Here is a 19,468-nt window from a genome sequence, read left to right as displayed (position 1 = left end):
GTTTCTTTTTAGAGATTAAAGCTACATTTCGTGCGGCGGACCTAGTCACCCGGATAGATATGGTGTTTGCGCTTGGAGTAATCCGAGAACACTGGTGGATTCCGGATAACGAAAATGATTGGAGCCCAGGGCGATGAACTGGACAGACGAACGCGTCGAACTACTGAAGAAACTGTGGAGCGAAGGCTTGAGCGCAAGCCAGATCGCAGCGCAGCTTGGCGGCGTGAGCCGTAATGCAGTGATCGGCAAAGTGCACCGTTTGAAGCTTTCAGGCCGTGGCAAGACCACGACCGCTGCTCCGCGCAGCAAGAAGGTCAATACGGTTGCCGCAGCGCCACGTCCTGCAGCACAACATTCAACCGGCGTGCATACGACGACGATGCGCACGGCTACGGTCACCAAGACGGTTGGCGCCACTGCCCTTCAGATGGACTACGCCGTAGACGTCGTTGCGGAAACCGTGGTGAAGCCCGCTTCTGATGTGGTGGTGCCGATTTCGCGTCGTCTTTCGCTGCTGCAACTGAGCGAGCGCACCTGCAAATGGCCGATCGGCGATCCGCTGAACGAAGATTTCCATTTCTGCGGACATGAATCGGGTGAATCCAGCCCATATTGCAAGTATCATTCGCGCATGGCCTTTCAGCCGACTGCGGAACGCCGCCGGGCTCGTTGATACGCGCATAAGATTTGAGACAAATGGCCCCGGAGCGCAAAACTCCGGGGCCATTTGTGTTAGAGCGCATCCCGAAAAGTGTGAAACGGTTTTCGGATATGACGCGCGTTAAAACAAACAGTTAGAGCGTCGATCTGATTCAATCAGATCGACGCTCTAATAGGCAGCATTTATTTCAAAATGGATGTGTAAACGTCCAGCGTACGGTCGGCGATCCCGGTCCAGCTATAATCGCGCGCAATCCAGTCAATCATTTCCTGCGACTGCTCGCTAGTCAGCGGCAGATCGATCTTCTGCCGCAGCGCATCCTTCAATGCATCGACATCGCCAAGCGGAAAATAACTCTCCTTCGCAAGCCCCACTTCAACATTAGCGGTAATATCGCTTGCGAGCACGTTCAAGCCATACCCCATCGCCTCCAGAAGCGCGATCGGCATACCTTCATGGCTGGATGGCAGGACGAACAATGAGGCCTGACTGAACAAGGCTGACAGTTCCTCCCCCTGAAGCGCGCCTGTCAGAACGACACCCGGCACAGCTTCAGCTCTTGCGCGAACCGTTCCGGCATATTCGGCCGTGTATTCCGCCGACCCGATAAGAGCCAGTTTCAAAGAAGGATCGGACAGCTTTTCGAAAGCCTCGATGAGATCAAGCTGGCGTTTTTCCGGAACAATTCGCGCGACGAGAGCGATATACCGCTCGGGGCACAGGCCATGCTTCTCCAGCCACGCCTTGTCGCGGCAGGCAGGACGAAGTGTGACGCCATTCGGGATGAAAGTGATCGGCACATTGTAATGCTGTTGCATGGTTTGCGCGATGTCGTTGGACACTGCGATACGCGCATTTGCAAAGCGCATTCCGCACCATTCGCCAAGCTTCAGCATCGTACGCGCCAGACGCCCCCACTTCTGACGATTATAGTCAAAACCGTGATGCGTCACGACCGTACGCAAGCCCAGCAGACGCGCCAGCGGAACGGCGAGAGCCGGGCCGATTGCATGAATATGCAGAACGTCCGGACGTTTGAAACCCGCCCGCAACACGCCCAATACCGTATGGACAATCGCCTCGAACTTCATGGAAGTCGGAGCCCAGATCGGTGTAACTTGCACCCCTTCCCAGACATAAGGCCGTTTCTTTTCCAGATAAGGACGGCGCCCGATGACCTCGACGTCCCATCCCTTCGTCACGTAGAGCCGAGCCAGCTCCTCGACATGTTTTTCCACCCCGCCCTGTATGTTTGGGACTCCGCGCAGGCCGAGCATCATGACGCGAGGTCGTTTATCGTTTCGGACCATCAAAGCGCCCCCAACTCGGCATAAAGTTCCAATGTCCGATTTCTGTATGCCTGCGGAGAGAATTCGTTACCGGCCCAGACCCGCCCTACATTTCCCATCTTGCGCCGGGACTGCTGAGATAATCCCGCGAAATCGCCAAGAACGCGGGCGAGGTCATCGACATCACCTGCACGCGAAACCATTCCAGTCTCGCCTTCGATAATCATTTCGGGAATTCCACCAATGTCCGCGCCGATCACCGGCACCCCAAGTGCATAGGCTTCCAGAATGCTGATCGGGGCATTTTCATACCATTCAGACGGCAAAACGAGCGCCTTCGCTTCGCCGATGAGCCGATGCAACCGCTCGCCCGAGACATAGCCTGCGAATGTAACGTCGCTCCCCGTCTCAATTGCAAGTGCCTTCAATGATTGCTCTTCAGGGCCGGTGCCTGCAATGACGAGTTTCTGACCCGCAATGGCCGCTGCACGAATGAGGGTACCGATCCCCTTTTCGGGTGCCAGTCTTCCGACATAGGCGAAATAATCACCCTCATCCGAATAGGGTTTCAGATCGTCGGTATGGGCGAAATTGGGGATGTAGACCAGCTTCTCTTCCGGCCAGCCCCATTCTGCTAGCTTCGCTATATAAAAGCGGCTTGGCACGACGATGCGGTCAAGTGTATTGCGGTAAAGGCCGAGCATGCGATGGATTGCGGTTTCAACCAAAACCAGTCCACTAAGAGCGGTTGAATCCTTGATGCATTTGTGAAGCGCCACATTGTAGATGCGCCCGCCCTTGCAACGTTCACAGATCTGGTTATGTGACAACATCTTATAGGCCGGACATGCCAGTTTCAGATCATGCGCCGTCATAACCGTCGGCACACCAGCTTGCTTCAGTACCGGAAAAATCGACGGCGACAAATGATGATAGATATTGTGTGCATGCGCCACATTCGGGCGAAAGCGTTCGATCAACGCTTTAATCCGGTCGCGCGCTTCCCATGAATAGATGATCTTGCCCGCCTGCACGACTTTGGTGAGCGGGCTGCTTTCCCGGCCATACTCAATTTCCGAAACGAAATAGGAAGACCAGTCGGATGCAAAATTATCTGGATGCTGCATCGCGAAAGGGGCTGTTTGCCAGCCGATCTCAGAAAACAGTTTTATATGGTCGAGAAAAACGGTTTCGGCGCCACCGCGCCGATAAAAGTAGTTGTTGATCGCCAGCAGGCGATGTTCTTTATCATTTACATGCGTCAAGAAGCACCTCGTTGCGCGCCAAGGCGCGCCACGGCCTCGCGAACAGAAAGAACAGTCGCTCCACTTCTCACCGCGTGAGATACGAGGCGTTCAAATGTCTCAGGCTTGCACCCGAATTCGGTCGGCGTATCGCTAACATCGTGGGTGTAGAAAACGAGCCAGCCGGGATTGGCATTCAGATCATCGATCCAGCGGGTCTGGCGCGCAGCATTGTCATCCGGCTGCCTGATTTCAACGGCCTGCAGAAAGGCAAGGTCGATCATGCCGCGATTGATGCGATTGCCACCGCCGCGACATGTTGCGAAACGATCAGCAAAAAGCCGACGCGACATCATGGAAGATGCGCAATATGGATAGGCGAAATTGCGCGGTTCCTCACGATCTGGCTCGAATGCATCGAGATAGGCAGTATTGCGATCAAGGTCGGACACTATTTCCTGAGCGCCGAAGTAAGGAACTTTGAGATGGTTATAGGTATGGCACCCTAATTCGTGCCCACGCTCGACCAGCTTCCTGCACCCCTCCTGCGTGATCAGGTTCCTTTTGGCTTCTTTCGTGCCAACCATATTCCCGGCAATATAGAAAGTGCCATGGACCCCGTACTTGTCGAGAATAGTAGCCCCGGCGCTTTCCGCCGTATCAGGCACATCATCGAATGTGAAAGTGATGATCCGCTCGTTCTTCGGCAGGCAGAACGGGCGCAGCGGAAACCGACGACTGATACTATCGTTCAGCCGAATGGCATACCATTCCAGACGACTGCGTGCCCTCTCGAGACTATCCATTTCCACCAGTGCCCCAACTCCCCCAAATGCCGCTTCAGTCAAGACTTGCCTTTGCCTGCAAGCGCGTTCCGAAGACAGCAATCATTATACAAAACCACAATGCCCCACCATTCTGGAAGAACGTATTTTTCATACAAGACATGTATAATCCGTAAAGCCAAAGGCGAATATGAAGGAGCGTTAATATAGGGTCGTCATCTGTGCTTTCCGCTTCCTTAATATATCGATGCGGAAAGGCCGTTACCCAGATAAGTGTCAGAATTAAACCGATAACACCAGCATTGATCATCATATTCAAAAAAGAATTATGCGGATTGAAGGCCGCGACGTTTCGGTGCGCGCAATAACTATGCCCCGCACCGGCCAATATGGGCTCTAAGGCATCAGTACTCCGATGAATCGCGCCGGTGACAACGTCAATATCTGGATAGAGACTTGGGCTTATCCAGATGAATGAGAACATACAGAAAAATCGCACGCCCGACGGCTGGCGACTATATCTCCTCACATTAGAGCGCATCCCGAAAAGTGTGAAACGGCTTTCGGAACAAGATGCGTGTCAAAACAAACAGCTAGAGCGCCGATCTGATTCAATCAGATCGGCGCTCTAATGAACCGATAAGTGCGGTCAAGTCAGGCTAGATTTTCGCGATTTCTGCGCCATGCGCCAAGATAGCCCAAACCGAGTACGAGAACGACACCGAGCCCCATCCCGGCAATGCCGCCCGCAGCCCCCAACACCACGGTCTTGGGTGGCCAGCTTCGACCAATCGGAGGAATGGCCGTCGAAATGATCCGAATGTTGGTGGCATCGAGCTGCTGGCGCTGACTGGTCTCCGAAGAGCGGGTCAGGAATGTGTTGTAGATCGCTACTTTGGCTGCCATGTCACGTTCAAGGTCCGAAAGCTGAACTTGCGCATCATTGTCGAGTGCGACAGCGGAACGTGCGGAAGCTGCCTGCGCATTCAGAGCCGCAACGACAGCATTTGCCTGATCGAGATCAACCTTGGCCGATTGCAGGATACGTGCCCGCTCCTGCGCCATCTGCTGTTCCAGACCGGCAAGCTGGCGTTCCGTATTTATCAGTTCCGGATAACGCGGCCCGTAGGTCATGGCCAGAGCATCGTAGCGCTGCTTCAGCGATGCATATTGTCCACGCAAATTCGTCATCGTGGACGACTGTAAAGTACTTGCCGGACTGACGGTACTGCCTGTGTCCCTCGTCAGTTCTTCATAACGCGTGCTTGCCTCGGCAAGCCGCGCCTTGGCATCGACCAGTTTGGAATTGATCTGCGTCATCGACTGGGTGCTGACGAGTTCGCCACCCGCGGTCTGCAGACCATGTGCCCTGCGGAACGCAGCAACCTTTTCTTCCGCTTCAGTTGCAGCCTTCTGCAACGAGGCCAAACGTTCGGACAGAGCCGAAGCAGCGCGTCCTGCACCGTCGGCATCCGCCTGTGCAATTTCTTCCTGAAAGGCATTGGCCAGAGAATCTGCAACTTTTACCGATTTCTCGGGATTATCGGTCCAGACCGCAATCGTAACCAGATATGATCGTTCAGGACGCGCAACCGTAATTCGCTGCGACAATGCGCGAACCGCAGTCAGCGTATCGTCTTTCGGCCCCACCGGTTTGCTGAGCCCCAACATGGCCCGAAGATCAAAAGCCGGCGGCGGGGGAACAAACTCCTCATCCTCATTCAGCTTCAAATCCGTCACAACCCGCCGCAGGACGTTGCCGGAGGTCAGGATGCGCATCTTGCTTTCAATGTCGAGAATCTGGCTGTCGGCCTGAAGGCTCTGGGCATAGACATCATTGGGCAGCAATTGAAGCCCGGATGGTGGAACCAGCAAATCGGTATAGGCTGTATAGCGTGGCTTTGCCGTCATGCCGTAAGCAAGCCCCGCCAAACCGCCGATTATCGCCAGCGCTGCGATCAAAATCCAACGCGCACGCATCCAGGCAAGCGCCTCGAACAGGTCAAGTTCAGGCAGCATCAGCCCCTTGTTTGCGGTGGCGCTTGTCTCAGTGATCTTTTCTTCTTCGTAGACGATATGCGTTTCGCTGCGAACGGCACGCAGCCGGTCGTCGACAGGAACCAGACTTTCACTGGCGGTCTCCGTTACCCGTGCCTTCGAAGCGAGGTCGCGCAAGGTGTACATTAGTCGCCCCTAAAGTTCACTCGATAGCGCAAACATGGCGCTACTGTTTTCCTTAGACTTAAAGATTAAAAAATTCGGTTAATGAAAGGCAATCATCTGCAAGAGTGTCACTAAAATGCAAATGAAGGTCATTTACTCATGCAGTTTCTGATAAATTTCACGCAACATGCTTGGCACCTCATGTTCTTCGGGATTAAGAGGAAATGAAGCATGTGCCTCACCACCGGAAACTTTACGGAAAATAATCCGGTTCTCTGCCATAATATTCTCTTGAAATTCCAAGCGTCTTTCATCCTCCCAGAAGCACGCTGGGCCCGAGCAGCCCGAAAATTCGGTATGGAAACTTGAAACGCCATTGGTCGACATTACTGTCCTACGCAGCTTCTAGCGGCAGCCTCTTTGCGGCAAACATCGCGCAGCTTTTTACATTCGCTATTCTGGCGCGCTATCTCGGCTCTCACGAGTTTGGTCTGTTCGTGACTGTCATGGCGGTAACCAGCATCGCCACCTTCATCTGCGGCCTTGGCGGAGCGGAATGTCTCGTCCGTCGTGTGGCGCAGGATCGGGCGATTTATCCGGCAATGCTCGGTCACAATCTCATTTTGATCGCAATAACCGGCGTCATCCTCGTCGCCGCTGGACTGCTGATTTTGCCGTTCTGGCTGAGCAGCACTCCTGAATTTTCCGGAAATCTGGTTGGGCTGTTCCTGCTGCTTGTCACGAATATTGTACTGGTGCGCCTAATCCTGCTGGTCGAGCAGATTTACATCGCACATACCGACTTCATATCCGCCAATCTTTCCGTGGTCGGGTTTGCTATTGCGCGCACCATTGCCGCTGCCATCGCGTGCCTTGTATTCGGTGTCTCCACTGTTGTCGGATGGGCCTATTGGCAGTTCGGTGTCCATGTATTGGTTGCCGTGGTTTATGCCTTGTTTCTGCGTAGGCTCGGTCGGCCACAATATACAATCGTGCGCGACGAACTGCGGCTTGGCGTGATGTTCGCATCGCAATTCATCTTCAAGGCAGTGCGCCAGAATGCCGACCTTCTGCTGCTCGGGACATTGATGCCGCCAAGCGTTGTCGGCAGCTACGGTGTTACGCGCCGCATCATCGACAGCAGCACATTGACCGTCGAGGCGATGAACCGTCTCGTCTACCCGCATCTGGCTCGTGCCAGCGCAAACGGCATCCATCATGCTCTACCGATCACAATGCGTCTGCTCGGCGCTGCATTCGCCATAGGCATATTCACCTCGCTCGCCGTCTTTATCATTGCGCCGTATTTACCCTATCTGTTCGGCAGTGAATATGACACGCTGGTTTCCTTCTGCCGAACGCTTTGCTGGATTACCGTGTTTGTTGCACTGTGGTCGATAGCGGTCGATCTTCTGGGGGCTGCGAGCCAACACAGCTATCGCACGGCGGTCCTGAACACAGGCAATATTCTAGGCGCACCGCTTCTGGCGCTGGCCACCTGGTACGCACCTATTACAGGAACTTTCGCAGCCATTTACGTAATTGAAATCAGTATCGTGTTGGCATCATGGGGATGCGTTATCTACCTCGTTCGCCGGAGTCGTGACGCAGAAGAGAAAAAAGGCGGTTTCAAGCAAGCGGGGGCTTAGATGACGCATATCTCTACACCAGCAAGTGATATCAAGTCGCGACGTGTTCGCGCGATGCATATTGATGATATTCCTGCGGTCCGCACGCTGTTCCAGCGAGTTTTTCGTCCACACTCAAAGTCATGCGACAAGACTTTCGATCAGTATTTTCAGAAGTTCTTTTTTGAAAACCCCTACTACGACCCTGCGATTGGTAGCGTGATTCATGAGGACGAACACGGTGAGATCGATAGCGCGATCTCGGTCCTGCCCATTCCGTATAGGGTCAATGGCCAATCGATCATGGGGCGATTGCTTTGCGCTTTCATGATGAAGCCGGAAATGTCGCCGCGCGGTGCCGCCGAACTGACACTCACTTTGCGTCCAAGTGAAAAGATACTCAACTTCACCGACAGTGCAGCGCCGGTAAGCCTCAAACATTCCGAAGCGATCGGGGGAATCACACTCAGCACACATGGGCTTGGATGGACACGCGTATTCCAAGCTGCCAGCTATGTGGCCAGTTACGTTGCCGAACGGCGTCCGATCCTCGGCGGATGGGCTACCAGTTCAGTGGGCAAAATGCTCAACCCGCTTTTCCCCATTCCTGCGATCACGAGGGCCGCCAAGCCCCGGGCGAATGTGACGGAAATTGCGCAAGAAGAAGCGATATCTCTGGTTCCCGGTTACCTGCAAAACTATTCGGCCCATCCAGATTGGACAGAAAGCGACATCAACTGGCTGTTCCTGATGGCGTCAGACAATCTGGCTGCCGGTACCTTGCGGTTCTGTGCGATCAACGACCGCACCGGCAGTCCAAGCGGCTTTTTTTGTTATTACGTCCGCTCCAATGGCATTGCCGAAGTTCTCAACATCCTCGCAAAAGCCGGAATGGAAAAACATGCCGTCGATGCGATGCTACTCCACCTGCAGGATGAGGGGCATATCGCAGCACAAGGCAGAGTTGACCCGCGTTTTCTCAACGCACTTTCACAGCAGTCGATCATGTTCTTTCGCTTGAAAGCCAATGTCTGTGTGGCCACAGCAAATGCTGATATGCTGAACGCCGTTCAGCGTAATGATATCTTTATTGGCGGGCTTGCCGGCGAAAGCTGGAGCAGACTGTCCACGGACTTCTATTGAGCTGCAAGCTTCCGTTCAAGAAGGAAGAACGTCGTCGGCCCCGCTTTGCCAGCTCCATTATCCAGCCGGAAAGCAATGGGGCCAGACCCGGCAGCAATCTTTTCATGAATCTTTCCATCAAGACCGACCGGCGAAATTGTCCACGAAACCGTGTCTTGTGCCAGATTTACGTCCACTCGATTGCGTAGCAAAGTGACCGGCAGTCGCCCCCAATCCTCTATGATTTTCTCTGCCTTGTCGCGGAAACGCATATCGCTATTGCGAGCGTCGCTCGCGAAAATTATCAGCAGCTTTTCGCTATCCTTCAGCAGTTTCTCGTCTATTGCCGAAACAGCGAACAGCCCCCGCTCCTCGGCATTGCCGAGGGACAGCTCATTCAAAGTCAGGTGATCTTTCAGTTCGGCAAAAGCAACGGCCTCGGTCTTCGGCGTAACGACCTGCATCCGCAGCTTGTTGCGGTCGAGCCGGATTTGACCCGTAGTACTTTCAAACAAGCCCTGCGAAGGGTTGGTTATGTTGTCATCTGCAAGAAGTCCTGCCGCTTTCAGACGTTGCAACACGTTATCGAGTGATACATTTCGATAATCGACCGCGACTTTTTTTTGCAAGCCTTGCGGCCAAGCCAGTTCTTTCGTGGCAAGACCAACCCCGCCCACAAGTGCTAACGGCTTGAGCCGGGCCGGTTCTCGAAACTCAAGCGATTCACCAAGGCTCGCCTTGCCTTGCATCATGAATGGTAGATTGAAATCTGCAGTTTCTACGTCACCGCGACGAAACAGAAGTGATGCCAGCGTTTCGCCTGCACGCGCTACAGGATCGACGGCAAAAGTGTAGGGAACGATACGCTGACGGAATGGGGCGGCCTCATCAAACGCAAGCGTTAACGGTCCTTGCCCATGACGGCAGATGCCGTCCCAGCCCTGCAATGCGGCATAGGCTGGAAACACCAGACCCGCCTCATATCGATAACGGCTCCAGAACAGATGCTCGTATTCGGTCACAAGAAACGGTCGACCGAGCCAGCGCCCGACAGCGATTTCACTGACATAGGAAGCAGTGTCGCCAATCGAACTCGTATGCCTGATTTCCGTTCCGGGGTTGAGAGTTCCGATCCAGTCTTGATAGGTGTTGGCGACCACAGCTTTCTGGTTTTGTCTTGAAAGAGCGGTTTGGACGGTGAACAAGTTGTTATAGGAGGCGATGAGACCGCGATAGCCAAGATCGCGTAGCGCCTGCTCCATCCGTTGCGCCAGCGAACGTTCGCTCTCAACGACGAAAGCCTGAAAATCTCGCAGCCGTCTCCCTCCACCACTACGGCTTACGGGCAGTTGGACGGTCTGTTGTTCCAGATTTTCATCGGGTGCCAACCCGCCCCAGGCTCGGGACAAGGTGGAACTATCCGCATAATGCTTTTTCAGAAATGCATTGAACGCGGGACGATAGCCCGGCCAAAATGTTGTACCGTCGTCGTGCTCGTGCACAAAGCTTGTAAACTCGATGCCATTTTCGTTAAACGGAATGACCAGTGCGAGCGCGGGATCCTGTAAAGGTGCAAGGCCTGTATAGGGATTGACTGTGGCGTAGACCTCTTTCTGGAAGCGCAACCAGTGATCGAATGCTGCATCGTCCACATAGGTTCGGCGCTTCACATTTCCTTCTGGACCCCAGCGGTCAATGTCCTTTCCGCCCAAAGCGCCACTTTCAGAGGTAAGCCCGTCAATGATCCAGTAGATGCCTTCGCGTTTGAGCGCCGCCATAAGGTAGCGCATCCGGTCGAGAGCATCAGGTCGGAAATCGAAATCGCCTGCCTGCTCAAGCATCAGATCGGCATCAACGAAATGGAAACGAGCTATATTGTAGCCATGCAGACGAAGCTGTCGCACATATCGATCAATGAAGGCATGATCTACCACGCCGGATGATGGAGGCCCCCAGGCAATCGCCGCGCATTGCAGTCGCATCGCCTGGTCAGGCGTGTCTGCCTGCGCGAAACGTCCGTCGGCATTTGCGACTAAACGATTTTTCTCTTCAATCGGGATGTTTGTCAGAAATCCCGAAAAATCGAGTGGGCTTCCTGAGGAAATTTCGAGATTGTTTTCTTTGACCGGAAGCCATTCCTCGGCAACGGCACCGGACATTGCGAGGGCCAGAAGTGAAACGGATATGGCCAGTCGCGGGGTTCTCATCAAGGCTCTCTTATAACCTTGCTTTCAATCCAGTCTGTAGGCTTGCGGCGCGGCTGAAAAAAGCCGAGCGGTAGGGCTGCTGCGTGGAATATCCATGCCACCACCGCATAGACACCAAGCTCTATACTACGCGACCGGACCGACATTGCCACAAATGGAACCACGGCAATTACCGCGGCTGTCAGAATTGCCAGCGGCCATCCCGGCAGAAAAACAAGAGCTGCTATGATTGCCAGCCACCAAAGATAGACTGCACCCCAAAGCCGTAGTTCCGGCAGTTCACGGAACAGATTTTTCTGATGCGGTTGCCCTATCGCAGCGCGCAACACCTCACCGGTTCCACGCAGATATTTGCTTTTCCAGCGGCGAACCAGAAGCTTGTAGGCGTTCATCGTATAGCCAAAATGCTGCACAAAAGGCCGATCCAGGCGATAGAGCTTCCAGCCATTGCTGCGCAGGCGGACACCCGCATCAAACTCTTCATGGCCATGAAGATTGCGGTCTGAAAAATATCCCGCCTGCTCAATCGCGCTGCGCCTGTAAAGTCCGCCGCCATTCATGCGGTCGATATCACCTGTTCGCGCTTCCGGCGAATGCCGCTTCGCACGACGCTGGAACTCCAGGCTTTCCAGAATCTGGTCCACGACATGACCAGTCACGCCACCGACATCCGGGTGCTTGTCGAGATAATCGAGCGCTGCCGGCAAAAAATCCGGCTCGATTATCATGTCGCCATCGATCAGACAGATATAGGGCTGTGTTGAATACTGAAAGCCCAGTTGCGGGCCGAGACCGCAGCTGGCTTGCGCGGGGGGCTCGATCTGCACGACCTTGATCGGATAGGTTCGCGCGATTTCTATCGTGCGATCTTTAGACCCGCTATCCGCTACGATAACTTCCACCTTTCCGCCAGGCAAAGCCCTCAAGGCGCTCTCCACAGCCTCGGCGATACGCTTTTCCTCGTTCAAAGTCTTGATGATAATCGAAACAGACATCATTGCCCTATTTGCGAGAAAGCACATGCGAAGCGATCAATTGGCAGAAGTTAGTCAAGCTAGTGGATTGAATTTGACGTTCGAATCCCGACTGAATGAGACGCTGTTTCAAACGTCAAATTCGCAAAATCCACTAGATACATAAAGTTACTAGTGGTCTTTGCGATTTCGACATTTGCTCGGCGCCTGTATCAGAGGGACGCAAATGTCGGAATCAGACCACTAGCATTTCATAGTTTCCTTAGGTTTCAAATCTACTAAACACTTCAACTATAAAATGAGATTCGGTGCACTTACATAATTGAAATTTCCCAAACTGGGGGTTTCTGAAAGACTTTTATGCTGACCAATAATTTTGACATTCGAGTTTTTAGCAGTACGGGACAGCTATCCGCCGACTGGCCAGATGCCGATGACAGAACCGGCGCCGCATTCTTTGTCTTTCAGTCCAAATCATTCCTGAAAGCTTGGGAAACAACCTACGGGCAGAAACCCGGAGTGCAGCTATGCCTGACTGAGGTTCGCCAGTCCGATGGCACTCCACTTCTCTTTCTGCCGCTTTCTGTTACACGTATCTACGGTTCCAGGGTGCTTTCATTCATCGATGACGGCGTGAGCGATTATAACGCGCCCATCGTGTTTCCAGCAGCAGCGAAGCTTTCACACGAAACGGCAGCACTTATCCTCAACGCTGTTATCGCAGCAGTCCCCTCGCATGATGTCATTGCGCTCTGCAAAATGCCGGAGCGCATTGAAGGCTCTGCAAATCATCTATGGCTGGTGACAAACCTGCCTTCAGGCGCATCTGCACATGCCATCTCCCTGACACGTCCCCTGGACGAGATAGAACGCTCCATACGAAGTATCGGCAATTTAAAGAAACACGACCGAGCGCTTCGGCGGATGGAAGGATACCAGTTTTTTATCGCGCAGAACGCAGATGAAAGACAATTGGTTCTGAACGTCATGTTGCGCCAGAAACAGCGACGTTTTGAAGAAACCATGGTTCCTGGTTTCGATGCCCATCCCGAAAAGCGTCGTTTTTTCGAAGCGGCGACGAAGGAGCTTGCCCAGCGTGATGCCTTGCATCTTTCGGCGCTGAAAGTTGGTGAAACAATATTGGCCACGATGTGGAGCATCGTCCGTAAGGGCCACTATTGTGCGATGATTACAACGTTCGAAAACGGTGACTGGGGCAGGTTCTCGCCGGGGAAACTACTGATGTTGCGCCTGTTATCAGAACTGAAGGCGCAGGATTACACCTGTTTCGATCTTGGCTACGGCGACGAGCCTTGGAAAACCGAGCTCTGCGACCAGACGACGTTCTTGCGCGACTATATTCGCCCGCTCACACTTCGAGGACGCATATCTCTTATCCTCGCCCATGCGCTGGAAAGAATGCGCGCGACGCCGTTCTATAAAAAACTGCGTCCACTGAAATGGCGGTTGCTACGCAAATTTCGATAAAGCTTACGCCGCTCGCTTTGGCAGGCGCACAGTAAAGGTCGATCCTTCGCCCAATTGTGAGCGAACAACCAGCCGACCGCGATGGCGCGCGAGGATGTGTTTGACGATCGCAAGCCCAAGGCCCGTACCCTTTTGAGCCCGGCTTGTCTCCACGTCGATCCGGTAGAAACGTTCCGTCAGACGTGGCAAATGTTCAGCGGCGATACCTGGGCCAAAATCCTGAACGGATGCAACGACTTCCGGCGAACTGCCACTGTCGTCTTCATCGAGCTTTACGATGACACGTTTGCCCGCCTGCCCATATTTGCAAGCATTTTCAACGAGATTCTGGAACACTTGAATGAGTTCGTCACGTGCGCCTGTAACATTCACGGAATGATCCGGCAATTGACGCTCGATACTGATATCCAGACCAGCCGCTAACGGCGTCAGCGTATCGGCAACATGATTGAGAATGGAGGTCATATCGACACATTCATTGACCGTCAGATGCGCCCGCATTTCGAGACGCGACAAGGACAAAAGATCGTCGATCAGGCGCGACATGCGTTCGGCCTGCTTCTGCATGATATCCAGAAAGCGGTCGCGAGCAGCCGTGTCGTTTCGAGCGGGTCCTTGCAACGTCTCGATGAACCCGCGTAGCGAGGCCAGCGGCGTGCGCAGTTCGTGGCTCGCATTTGCGATGAAGTCCGAACGCATACGATCAATGCGACGCGTCTCGCTTTGGTCGCGAAACAGCAGAACAAAAAGCTCAGGTCTTCCATCCTTGCCCGGCAAAGCCTTGACCATTGCCTTGAACCAGCGATCAATCGGGACGCGCTCAAAATACTCAATGCTTCGCGCTTCGCCATCTGCGATCACGCCTTGAATAAGCGCGTGCATTTCCGGCGCACGAAACCGCAGATAGAGCGCTGTGCCGGTTTCCAATGACTGGAATGCTTCGATGGCCGCAGAATTGGTGAACAACACGGTGCCGCTGTGATCGAAGATGACCATCGGGTCGGTCAGGAGATCGGCCAGACGCTCGCCGGACACGCCCGCCATTTCGTTAGGCACTATATTCTTTACTGGCACGTCGTCTGGTTCTGTGCTTGCAACTTCGCTTGCGAGCCAGACCGCGCCGAGCACGACAACGGCCAACAGACCAGCGCGAAACCAGAACGGAAGATCAAGAGCCAGCACGCAGACGGCAAGAACCATGCTGGCAATCAAAATGCCCTTGACCCGGAGAAGCGGTTCAAAAATCGACTTCTCAGCCGGTCGTTCTGGATCGGTATGGTTGCCTGCCTCGCTCATGCTGCTTCCTTCTGCGGTTGTGGCATCGACTTTAACCGGAAATGTTCGAACGTCCTTTACGCGGCTTCCAAACAGCCCATATCATGCTTTGATATAAACGAAAGGGAATTGCCGTGGGTGACAGTTCGAAGACAGCTAACAAAAAGAAAGACAAAAAAGACGAGGCAAAATCAAGCGACAAGCCAATCAAGCTGAAAATTGGAGGTGAGGCGCAGTCGTTTGACATAAACGATCCGAAGCTGCCGAAATGGATCGATGACAACGCATTGCAATCAGGCGGATACCCCTATCCCTCCAAGATGAAGTCGGACGAATATGAAGAAACGCTGGAGCGGCTTCAGATTGAACTCGTCAAACTGCAATATTGGCTTCAAGAGACGGGCGGACGCGTCATCAGCGTTTTCGAGGGCCGGGACGCTGCTGGCAAGGGCGGCACCATTTTTACAATCCGCGAGTTCATGAATCCCAGAACCGCACGCAATGTCGCCTTGCCGAAGCCAACCGAAACTGAACAGGGGCAATGGTACTTCCAGCGTTATGTCGCGCATTTTCCAACAGCCGGTGAGTTCGTTACCTTCGACCGCTCATGGTACAACCGTGCTGGCGTGGAACGGGTGATGGGTTTCTGCACTCCGACGCAGCTTGAAACGTTCCTGACCGAAACACCAGATTTCGAGCGCATGATCGTTACGGATGGCATCCACCTTTTCAAATTCTGGCTGGATATCGGTCAGGAAATGCAGCTCAAGCGCTTTCACGAGCGCCGCCATAGCTTGCTCAAGAACTGGAAATTCTCACCGATGGATGTGGCAGGCATTTCCCGCTGGAATGATTATTCCGACGCCTTGCACACTATGCTCGAGAGGACCGATACGGGCTACTCACCCTGGACGATCATTCGCTCCAATGACAAGAGGCGCGCCAGACTGGCTGCAATCCGGCGCATCCTTTTGACATTGCCCTATGAAGGCCGAGACCTACAGGCAATCGGGGCCGAGGATCAATCGATCATCGGGCGTGGTTCTACATTTCTCACCTCGTCATTCCCGGAAATGTAAAACAAACTTGGCTGGTGCGGCGTCTTTTCCCACAGATGAGGCACACGCACCAGCTGCCATAGTGCGCGCCAGGCCGAGATCGAAATCAACACCCAGTATATCGGGATTGAGAACAGGTATGCATAACCTCCCAACTCCGTTGGCTCCATCGTTCTCGCGCCCAGAAGATAAAAGCTCAGATAAGCCAGCAATATGTTCGTCACATCGATCCCCAACAACCAGATACCATGTGTCGTCAGGGGGCCGAACAACATGCTGGTCAGCAAGATTGCGAACATGGCCAGCATGAGCGGGTGTAGAAGCGCCGAACTGATTATGCCTAATGTGTAGATCTGATTGACGGAAAATCTGAACCAGCCGAGCTCGCGCCAAGTGTTATGCGGCTGGCGTCCGTGAACGAGCCATGTCTGCATCCAGCCTTTGAGCCTGCGTGTTCGCTGCTTGCGCCAGACATCATAGTTCACGGGTGCATCCTCAATAGTTCCACGCGTGATGACGCCAATGCGATAGCCAAATCGAGCGAGCCGCACACCGAGATCGGCGTCTTCCGTGACATTATAGGCATCCCAGCCGCCAACTTGTTCCAGGCAAGATCGGCGGAAATGATTGGATGTACCGCCGAGCGGAATGACAAGCCCACGAGACGCAAGCCACGGCAAGAGCCCGCGGAAAAGTGCGGCATATTCAAAGGCAAACATTCGCGTCAGCAAATTATGACGGAAATTTCCGATAATGAGGGGCGCCTGCACACAGGCCAGCTTGTCGCCCTCCGCCTGAAAAGTCTGCCACGCCTCAAGCAACTGATCGGGGTGCGGACGATCCTCCGCATCGAAGACCGCAACAATCTCGCCGCGTGCAAACTGCAATGCGTAATTGAGCGCCTTTGGCTTTGTCTTTGGGCCACCGGACGGCACCAGGACCAATTCAAAATTTAATGGAAGCTGCTCACGACGTATCGCCGATATTGTATCGAAGTCGTCCTTTTCGCAGACAAGCTTGATGTCGAGTTTACTGGCTGGCCAGTTCAATCGCTTCAGGCTCGAGATGAGCTGACCAACCACGTCCTGCTCGCGATAGAGTGGAACCAGAACAGAATAGTTCGGTAAATCGCGTGGCTTGGATTTCCTGATCTCAAGGAACTTCAATCGTTGCCCGGCAACAGCCGCGAACAAACGGATCATCACGCAACCGAAGAAGAATACCGACAGCGCAACGTGGAGCACCAGAAGAGTGATCCCCGGCCAATTGTACATGCAGGCGAAGACCGCGTAGTGTGCCATGGCAATGATAAATGCCTGCGGCGTATCCAGAACGCGTGCAGCCGAAAGTGACTGCGGCGTCATTTCATGGGCCCTTGCTATCAGATCCTTCTGATGTCGTTGCCGCATGATCTGTTTCAAAAGTGTCGGCGTGCAGATACGTATCCGGTTCTTCAACTGCGGTGACGCAAGAATATGATCTCGAAGCGTTCTGATACGGCTTTCCGATGGCGCAATGTAGAGGTAGCTACCTCCGTCTGCACCGAGCACTATAACCTGCCCGACCTCAACGAAAGCCGATGGTTTCTCTTCGCCCGAAACGAAAATGCGAGACGGTAAGGCCTCGTTTGTGAATTCCAGTCCGAGAAGATCGGCAATAGCTTCATAAATGATGGGTTCTGCGACGGCACCTCGCTGAACCAATTCCACGCAATAAGATGTTCCATGGTGAGTGGCCGCACTATAGGCCGCCAACAACGCATCTCTAGACACGCCACATTGTTCCAATCTGGCTGATATGGCACTGCATATCTCCAGATCGAATGCAATCGATCCGCTACTCATAGCACCCCCGAACTACTGAATACTCATATGTTATGTTTTATTAATTTACTTATATATTATTTACCGCCAGTTTTATTAGATGATTATTGCGGTAAAATTACAATCGGAAGGTATTATACTGTAAAAGAATTGCAACCTTTATTTTCATTGAACCTTCGTTGAATATTGCTCGTCGCTCAATTTTTCAGTTAACGCGAAATTATAGGGAAACGGAGCAAAATCGGGCCATGAAATCCTACCTTCCAAGACTGCTGATCGCGCTGGTATTTGCATGTGGCGTTCATGGTGCTCAGGCTTCAGACAGACAGCCGGAAGCTCCCTCCTTTATCAACCAGAAGGAGCGCCTGCCATTGCCGTCCCTGCAAGCGCTCAACCGTCTGAGATTCATTACAACCGTCGACTTCCCCCCGTTCAACATGCTGGGCGATCAGGGCCAACTTGCAGGCTATAATGTCGACCTTGCCAAAGCCCTTTGCCGTCAACTGGGTGTCGACGATATCTGTCAGATTGAAGCTGTCCCCTGGAATGAACTTGAAGAACGACTGCTTAGCGGACAGGCAGAAGCCATCATAGCCGGGTGGAAGCCAACCGAAATGAACCGGGGGCAGTTCGTCTATTCGCGGTCCTATATGCGACTGCCTGCACGATTTGCGACGACCAATGCAAATGCCTTCAACGATGATCCAGTTTTAGCCACGAAGGGCAAGACCGTTGGCGTGGTCGCAGGCACGGCTCATGAGCAATTGCTGAAAAGCTATTTTCCTCAAGCTCTGGCCAAGCCTTATGCGGATGCTTCACTCATGCTCGCTGACCTCAAGAGCGGCAAGGTTGGCGCTGTTTTCCACGACGGCATGTCACTTTCCATGTGGTTGAACAGCCCAGAAGGTCATGCATGCTGCTCCTTCGCAGCTGGCCCCTACCTTGCGCCACAATATCTTGGTTCTGGTCTTAGCATTGCAGTTGCTCAGAAAAACGCTTCCCTTGTCAGTGCCTTTAACAATGCCCTCCAGGCATTGCAGCAGAAAGGCACGCTGACTGAGCTCTACCTGCGCTATTTTCCCAACAGCTTTTATTGAGCCGAGTATCAGTCAAATTTGGCCGGTAAAATCAGGCCACCCATTGCGTGCCATTTTGACGCAGAGAAGACTCGCCACCAAACGAGTTTTCAGATATTTTTGAAACTTCGGATATATCGATACTTACAGTACAAAAGTAAAATTATTTTCTATCAAATATATAAGCACAAATTAAGGTCCAAAGATCGGCATATTCACATGTTCCTCATCGTGAATTGGGCTGCTTCTAACATAAAAACATCAATAAATACATCTATTTATTTTGACTTGAACATATCGCCTTCTCATCAATAATCAAATTGAGGGAGAAGGAGGATTTATACAATGTTCGATGGTGTACCTGCTCAATGGCACAAGGCCCCGGAGCAAACAAAGCGCTCGCCCAATGAGGCTGCCTACGTGTTTCTCGGCATCATGCTTGCGGCACTCAGCGTACCGGCAACGTTTCTAGGCTGGGCAATCGTTCAGAGTATCGCATCGCTGTTCTAGAGCATTTCCAGCCTTGCCGAGGAGTGCAAGCATAGGCTGATGCAAAAAGCAACGGTGTTAGGCGTCAAGCACCGTTGCGTTTGCGTCCCGCATTCTAGCATTTAGGATGATGATCATTTTACGCATGACGGCGACAAGTGCGACCTTTCCGGGCTTTCCTTGCTG

17 protein-coding genes and 1 pseudogene are annotated in these 19,468 nt (G+C 53.1%); 7 read left to right on the top strand and 11 right to left on the bottom strand.

Annotated features, from left to right (window positions below):
- Nucleotides 1-133: 133 nt before the first annotated feature.
- Nucleotides 134-673: a GcrA family cell cycle regulator gene (locus HWX93_RS08435; RefSeq protein ID WP_061344986.1), complete on the top strand. Its 540-nt coding sequence runs from the start codon at nt 134-136 to the stop codon at nt 671-673.
- 170 nt (nt 674-843) lie between these two features.
- Here HWX93_RS08435 and HWX93_RS08430 read toward each other — a convergent pair whose 3' ends face one another.
- The 6 genes from HWX93_RS08430 to HWX93_RS23155 all read right to left on the bottom strand — a co-directional run bounded on the left by HWX93_RS08430 (nt 844) and on the right by HWX93_RS23155 (nt 6,424).
- Complete coding sequence (locus tag HWX93_RS08430; protein ID WP_176037138.1) at nt 844-1,971, bottom strand: glycosyltransferase family 4 protein; 1,128 nt, start codon at nt 1,969-1,971, stop codon at nt 844-846.
- Entirely contained in the window at nt 1,971-3,215 is a 1,245-nt protein-coding gene (locus HWX93_RS08425) for a glycosyltransferase (protein WP_151652443.1), read from the bottom strand. The genes HWX93_RS08430 and HWX93_RS08425 overlap by 1 nt, the downstream gene beginning before the upstream one ends.
- Nucleotides 3,212-4,000: a polysaccharide deacetylase family protein gene (locus tag HWX93_RS08420; RefSeq protein WP_235914686.1), complete on the bottom strand. Its 789-nt coding sequence runs from the start codon at nt 3,998-4,000 to the stop codon at nt 3,212-3,214. Before HWX93_RS08420 ends, HWX93_RS08425 begins: the two co-directional genes overlap by 4 nt.
- A gap of 34 nt (nt 4,001-4,034) precedes the next feature.
- A complete protein-coding gene (locus tag HWX93_RS08415) occupies nt 4,035-4,463 on the bottom strand; it encodes a hypothetical protein (protein ID WP_235912776.1) in 429 nt (142 codons plus the stop codon).
- Between the two features lie 170 nt (nt 4,464-4,633).
- Nucleotides 4,634-6,163: a GumC family protein gene (locus HWX93_RS08410; RefSeq protein WP_151554363.1), complete on the bottom strand. Its 1,530-nt coding sequence runs from the start codon at nt 6,161-6,163 to the stop codon at nt 4,634-4,636.
- 132 nt (nt 6,164-6,295) lie between these two features.
- On the bottom strand, nt 6,296-6,424 hold the full coding sequence (locus HWX93_RS23155; RefSeq protein ID WP_268878399.1) for a hypothetical protein: 129 nt from the start codon (nt 6,422-6,424) through the stop codon (nt 6,296-6,298).
- Nucleotides 6,425-6,507: 83 nt separating this feature from the next.
- Between HWX93_RS23155 and HWX93_RS08405 the strand changes: the two genes are divergently transcribed.
- Both HWX93_RS08405 and HWX93_RS08400 read left to right on the top strand, forming a co-directional pair.
- Nucleotides 6,508-7,791: a lipopolysaccharide biosynthesis protein gene (locus HWX93_RS08405; protein ID WP_151677378.1), complete on the top strand. Its 1,284-nt coding sequence runs from the start codon at nt 6,508-6,510 to the stop codon at nt 7,789-7,791.
- Complete coding sequence (locus HWX93_RS08400) at nt 7,792-8,913, top strand: hypothetical protein (RefSeq protein WP_151554365.1); 1,122 nt, start codon at nt 7,792-7,794, stop codon at nt 8,911-8,913.
- On the opposite strand, the gene HWX93_RS08395 is transcribed toward HWX93_RS08400, so the two are convergent.
- Together HWX93_RS08395 and HWX93_RS08390 are read right to left on the bottom strand one after the other, a co-directional pair.
- Nucleotides 8,907-11,099, bottom strand: coding sequence for a glycoside hydrolase (locus HWX93_RS08395; RefSeq protein ID WP_151652447.1), 2,193 nt, complete (start codon nt 11,097-11,099; stop codon nt 8,907-8,909). The genes HWX93_RS08400 and HWX93_RS08395 overlap by 7 nt on opposite strands.
- The gene (locus HWX93_RS08390) at nt 11,099-12,094 is read right to left on the bottom strand and encodes a glycosyltransferase (protein ID WP_151554367.1); all 996 of its coding nucleotides are present in this window, start codon (nt 12,092-12,094) and stop codon (nt 11,099-11,101) included. The genes HWX93_RS08395 and HWX93_RS08390 overlap by 1 nt, the downstream gene beginning before the upstream one ends.
- Before the next feature lie 339 nt (nt 12,095-12,433).
- On the opposite strand from HWX93_RS08390, the gene HWX93_RS08385 reads away from it, so the two are divergent.
- Nucleotides 12,434-13,561, top strand: a complete 1,128-nt coding sequence (locus HWX93_RS08385) for a GNAT family N-acetyltransferase (protein ID WP_151652449.1) — start codon at nt 12,434-12,436, stop codon at nt 13,559-13,561.
- 3 nt (nt 13,562-13,564) lie between these two features.
- Here the strand turns inward: HWX93_RS08385 and HWX93_RS08380 are convergent, their stop codons facing one another.
- Nucleotides 13,565-14,857 (bottom strand): ATP-binding protein, encoded by a 1,293-nt coding sequence (locus tag HWX93_RS08380; RefSeq protein ID WP_151652450.1) that lies wholly within the window; start codon nt 14,855-14,857, stop codon nt 13,565-13,567.
- A gap of 113 nt (nt 14,858-14,970) precedes the next feature.
- Between HWX93_RS08380 and ppk2 the strand changes: the two genes are divergently transcribed.
- On the top strand, nt 14,971-15,915 hold the full coding sequence (gene ppk2, locus HWX93_RS08375; protein WP_151554370.1) for a polyphosphate kinase 2: 945 nt from the start codon (nt 14,971-14,973) through the stop codon (nt 15,913-15,915).
- On the opposite strand, the gene HWX93_RS08370 is transcribed toward ppk2, so the two are convergent.
- A complete protein-coding gene (locus HWX93_RS08370) occupies nt 15,858-17,738 on the bottom strand; it encodes a glycosyltransferase family 2 protein (RefSeq protein ID WP_176037137.1) in 1,881 nt (626 codons plus the stop codon). The two genes, ppk2 and HWX93_RS08370, sit on opposite strands and share 58 nt — an antisense overlap.
- A gap of 227 nt (nt 17,739-17,965) precedes the next feature.
- Here HWX93_RS08370 and HWX93_RS08365 point away from each other — a divergent pair, with 227 nt between their 5' ends.
- Nucleotides 17,966-18,814 carry a transporter substrate-binding domain-containing protein gene (locus HWX93_RS08365; protein WP_176037136.1) on the top strand — a complete coding sequence of 283 codons (849 nt, stop codon included), beginning with the start codon at nt 17,966-17,968 and terminating at the stop codon, nt 18,812-18,814.
- Between the two features lie 324 nt (nt 18,815-19,138).
- A complete protein-coding gene (locus HWX93_RS08360; RefSeq protein WP_167522179.1) occupies nt 19,139-19,303 on the top strand; it encodes a hypothetical protein in 165 nt (54 codons plus the stop codon).
- A 57-nt stretch (nt 19,304-19,360) separates the two neighbouring features.
- Here HWX93_RS08360 and HWX93_RS08355 read toward each other — a convergent pair.
- Nucleotides 19,361-19,468: pseudogene (locus tag HWX93_RS08355) on the bottom strand (IS110 family transposase); the annotation flags it as partial.

The sequence above is a fragment of the Brucella tritici genome (genome assembly GCF_902825325.1).
GTDB lineage: Bacteria > Pseudomonadota > Alphaproteobacteria > Rhizobiales > Rhizobiaceae > Brucella.
Note: the sequence above shows the minus strand (reverse complement) of the source record. Positions and strands in the feature narration are given on the sequence as shown.

Bases quoted from the DNA above. Each gene is read 5' to 3' on its own strand.
- HWX93_RS08390 (WP_151554367.1), bottom strand. From the start codon at position 12,094: ATGTCTGTTTCGATTATCATCAAGACTTTGAACGAGGAAAAGCGTATC.
- HWX93_RS08385 (WP_151652449.1), top strand. From the start codon at position 12,434: ATGCTGACCAATAATTTTGACATTCGAGTTTTTAGCAGTACGGGACAG.
- HWX93_RS08365 (WP_176037136.1), top strand. From the start codon at position 17,966: ATGAAATCCTACCTTCCAAGACTGCTGATCGCGCTGGTATTTGCATGT.
- HWX93_RS23155 (WP_268878399.1), bottom strand. From the start codon at position 6,424: ATGGCAGAGAACCGGATTATTTTCCGTAAAGTTTCCGGTGGTGAGGCA.
- HWX93_RS08400 (WP_151554365.1), top strand. From the start codon at position 7,792: ATGACGCATATCTCTACACCAGCAAGTGATATCAAGTCGCGACGTGTT.
- HWX93_RS08380 (WP_151652450.1), bottom strand. From the start codon at position 14,857: ATGAGCGAGGCAGGCAACCATACCGATCCAGAACGACCGGCTGAGAAG.
- HWX93_RS08430 (WP_176037138.1), bottom strand. From the start codon at position 1,971: ATGGTCCGAAACGATAAACGACCTCGCGTCATGATGCTCGGCCTGCGC.
- HWX93_RS08435 (WP_061344986.1), top strand. From the start codon at position 134: ATGAACTGGACAGACGAACGCGTCGAACTACTGAAGAAACTGTGGAGC.
- HWX93_RS08370 (WP_176037137.1), bottom strand. From the start codon at position 17,738: ATGAGTAGCGGATCGATTGCATTCGATCTGGAGATATGCAGTGCCATA.
- HWX93_RS08360 (WP_167522179.1), top strand. From the start codon at position 19,139: ATGTTCGATGGTGTACCTGCTCAATGGCACAAGGCCCCGGAGCAAACA.
- HWX93_RS08420 (WP_235914686.1), bottom strand. From the start codon at position 4,000: ATGGATAGTCTCGAGAGGGCACGCAGTCGTCTGGAATGGTATGCCATT.
- HWX93_RS08395 (WP_151652447.1), bottom strand. From the start codon at position 11,099: ATGAGAACCCCGCGACTGGCCATATCCGTTTCACTTCTGGCCCTCGCA.
- HWX93_RS08410 (WP_151554363.1), bottom strand. From the start codon at position 6,163: ATGTACACCTTGCGCGACCTCGCTTCGAAGGCACGGGTAACGGAGACC.
- HWX93_RS08415 (WP_235912776.1), bottom strand. From the start codon at position 4,463: ATGTTCTCATTCATCTGGATAAGCCCAAGTCTCTATCCAGATATTGAC.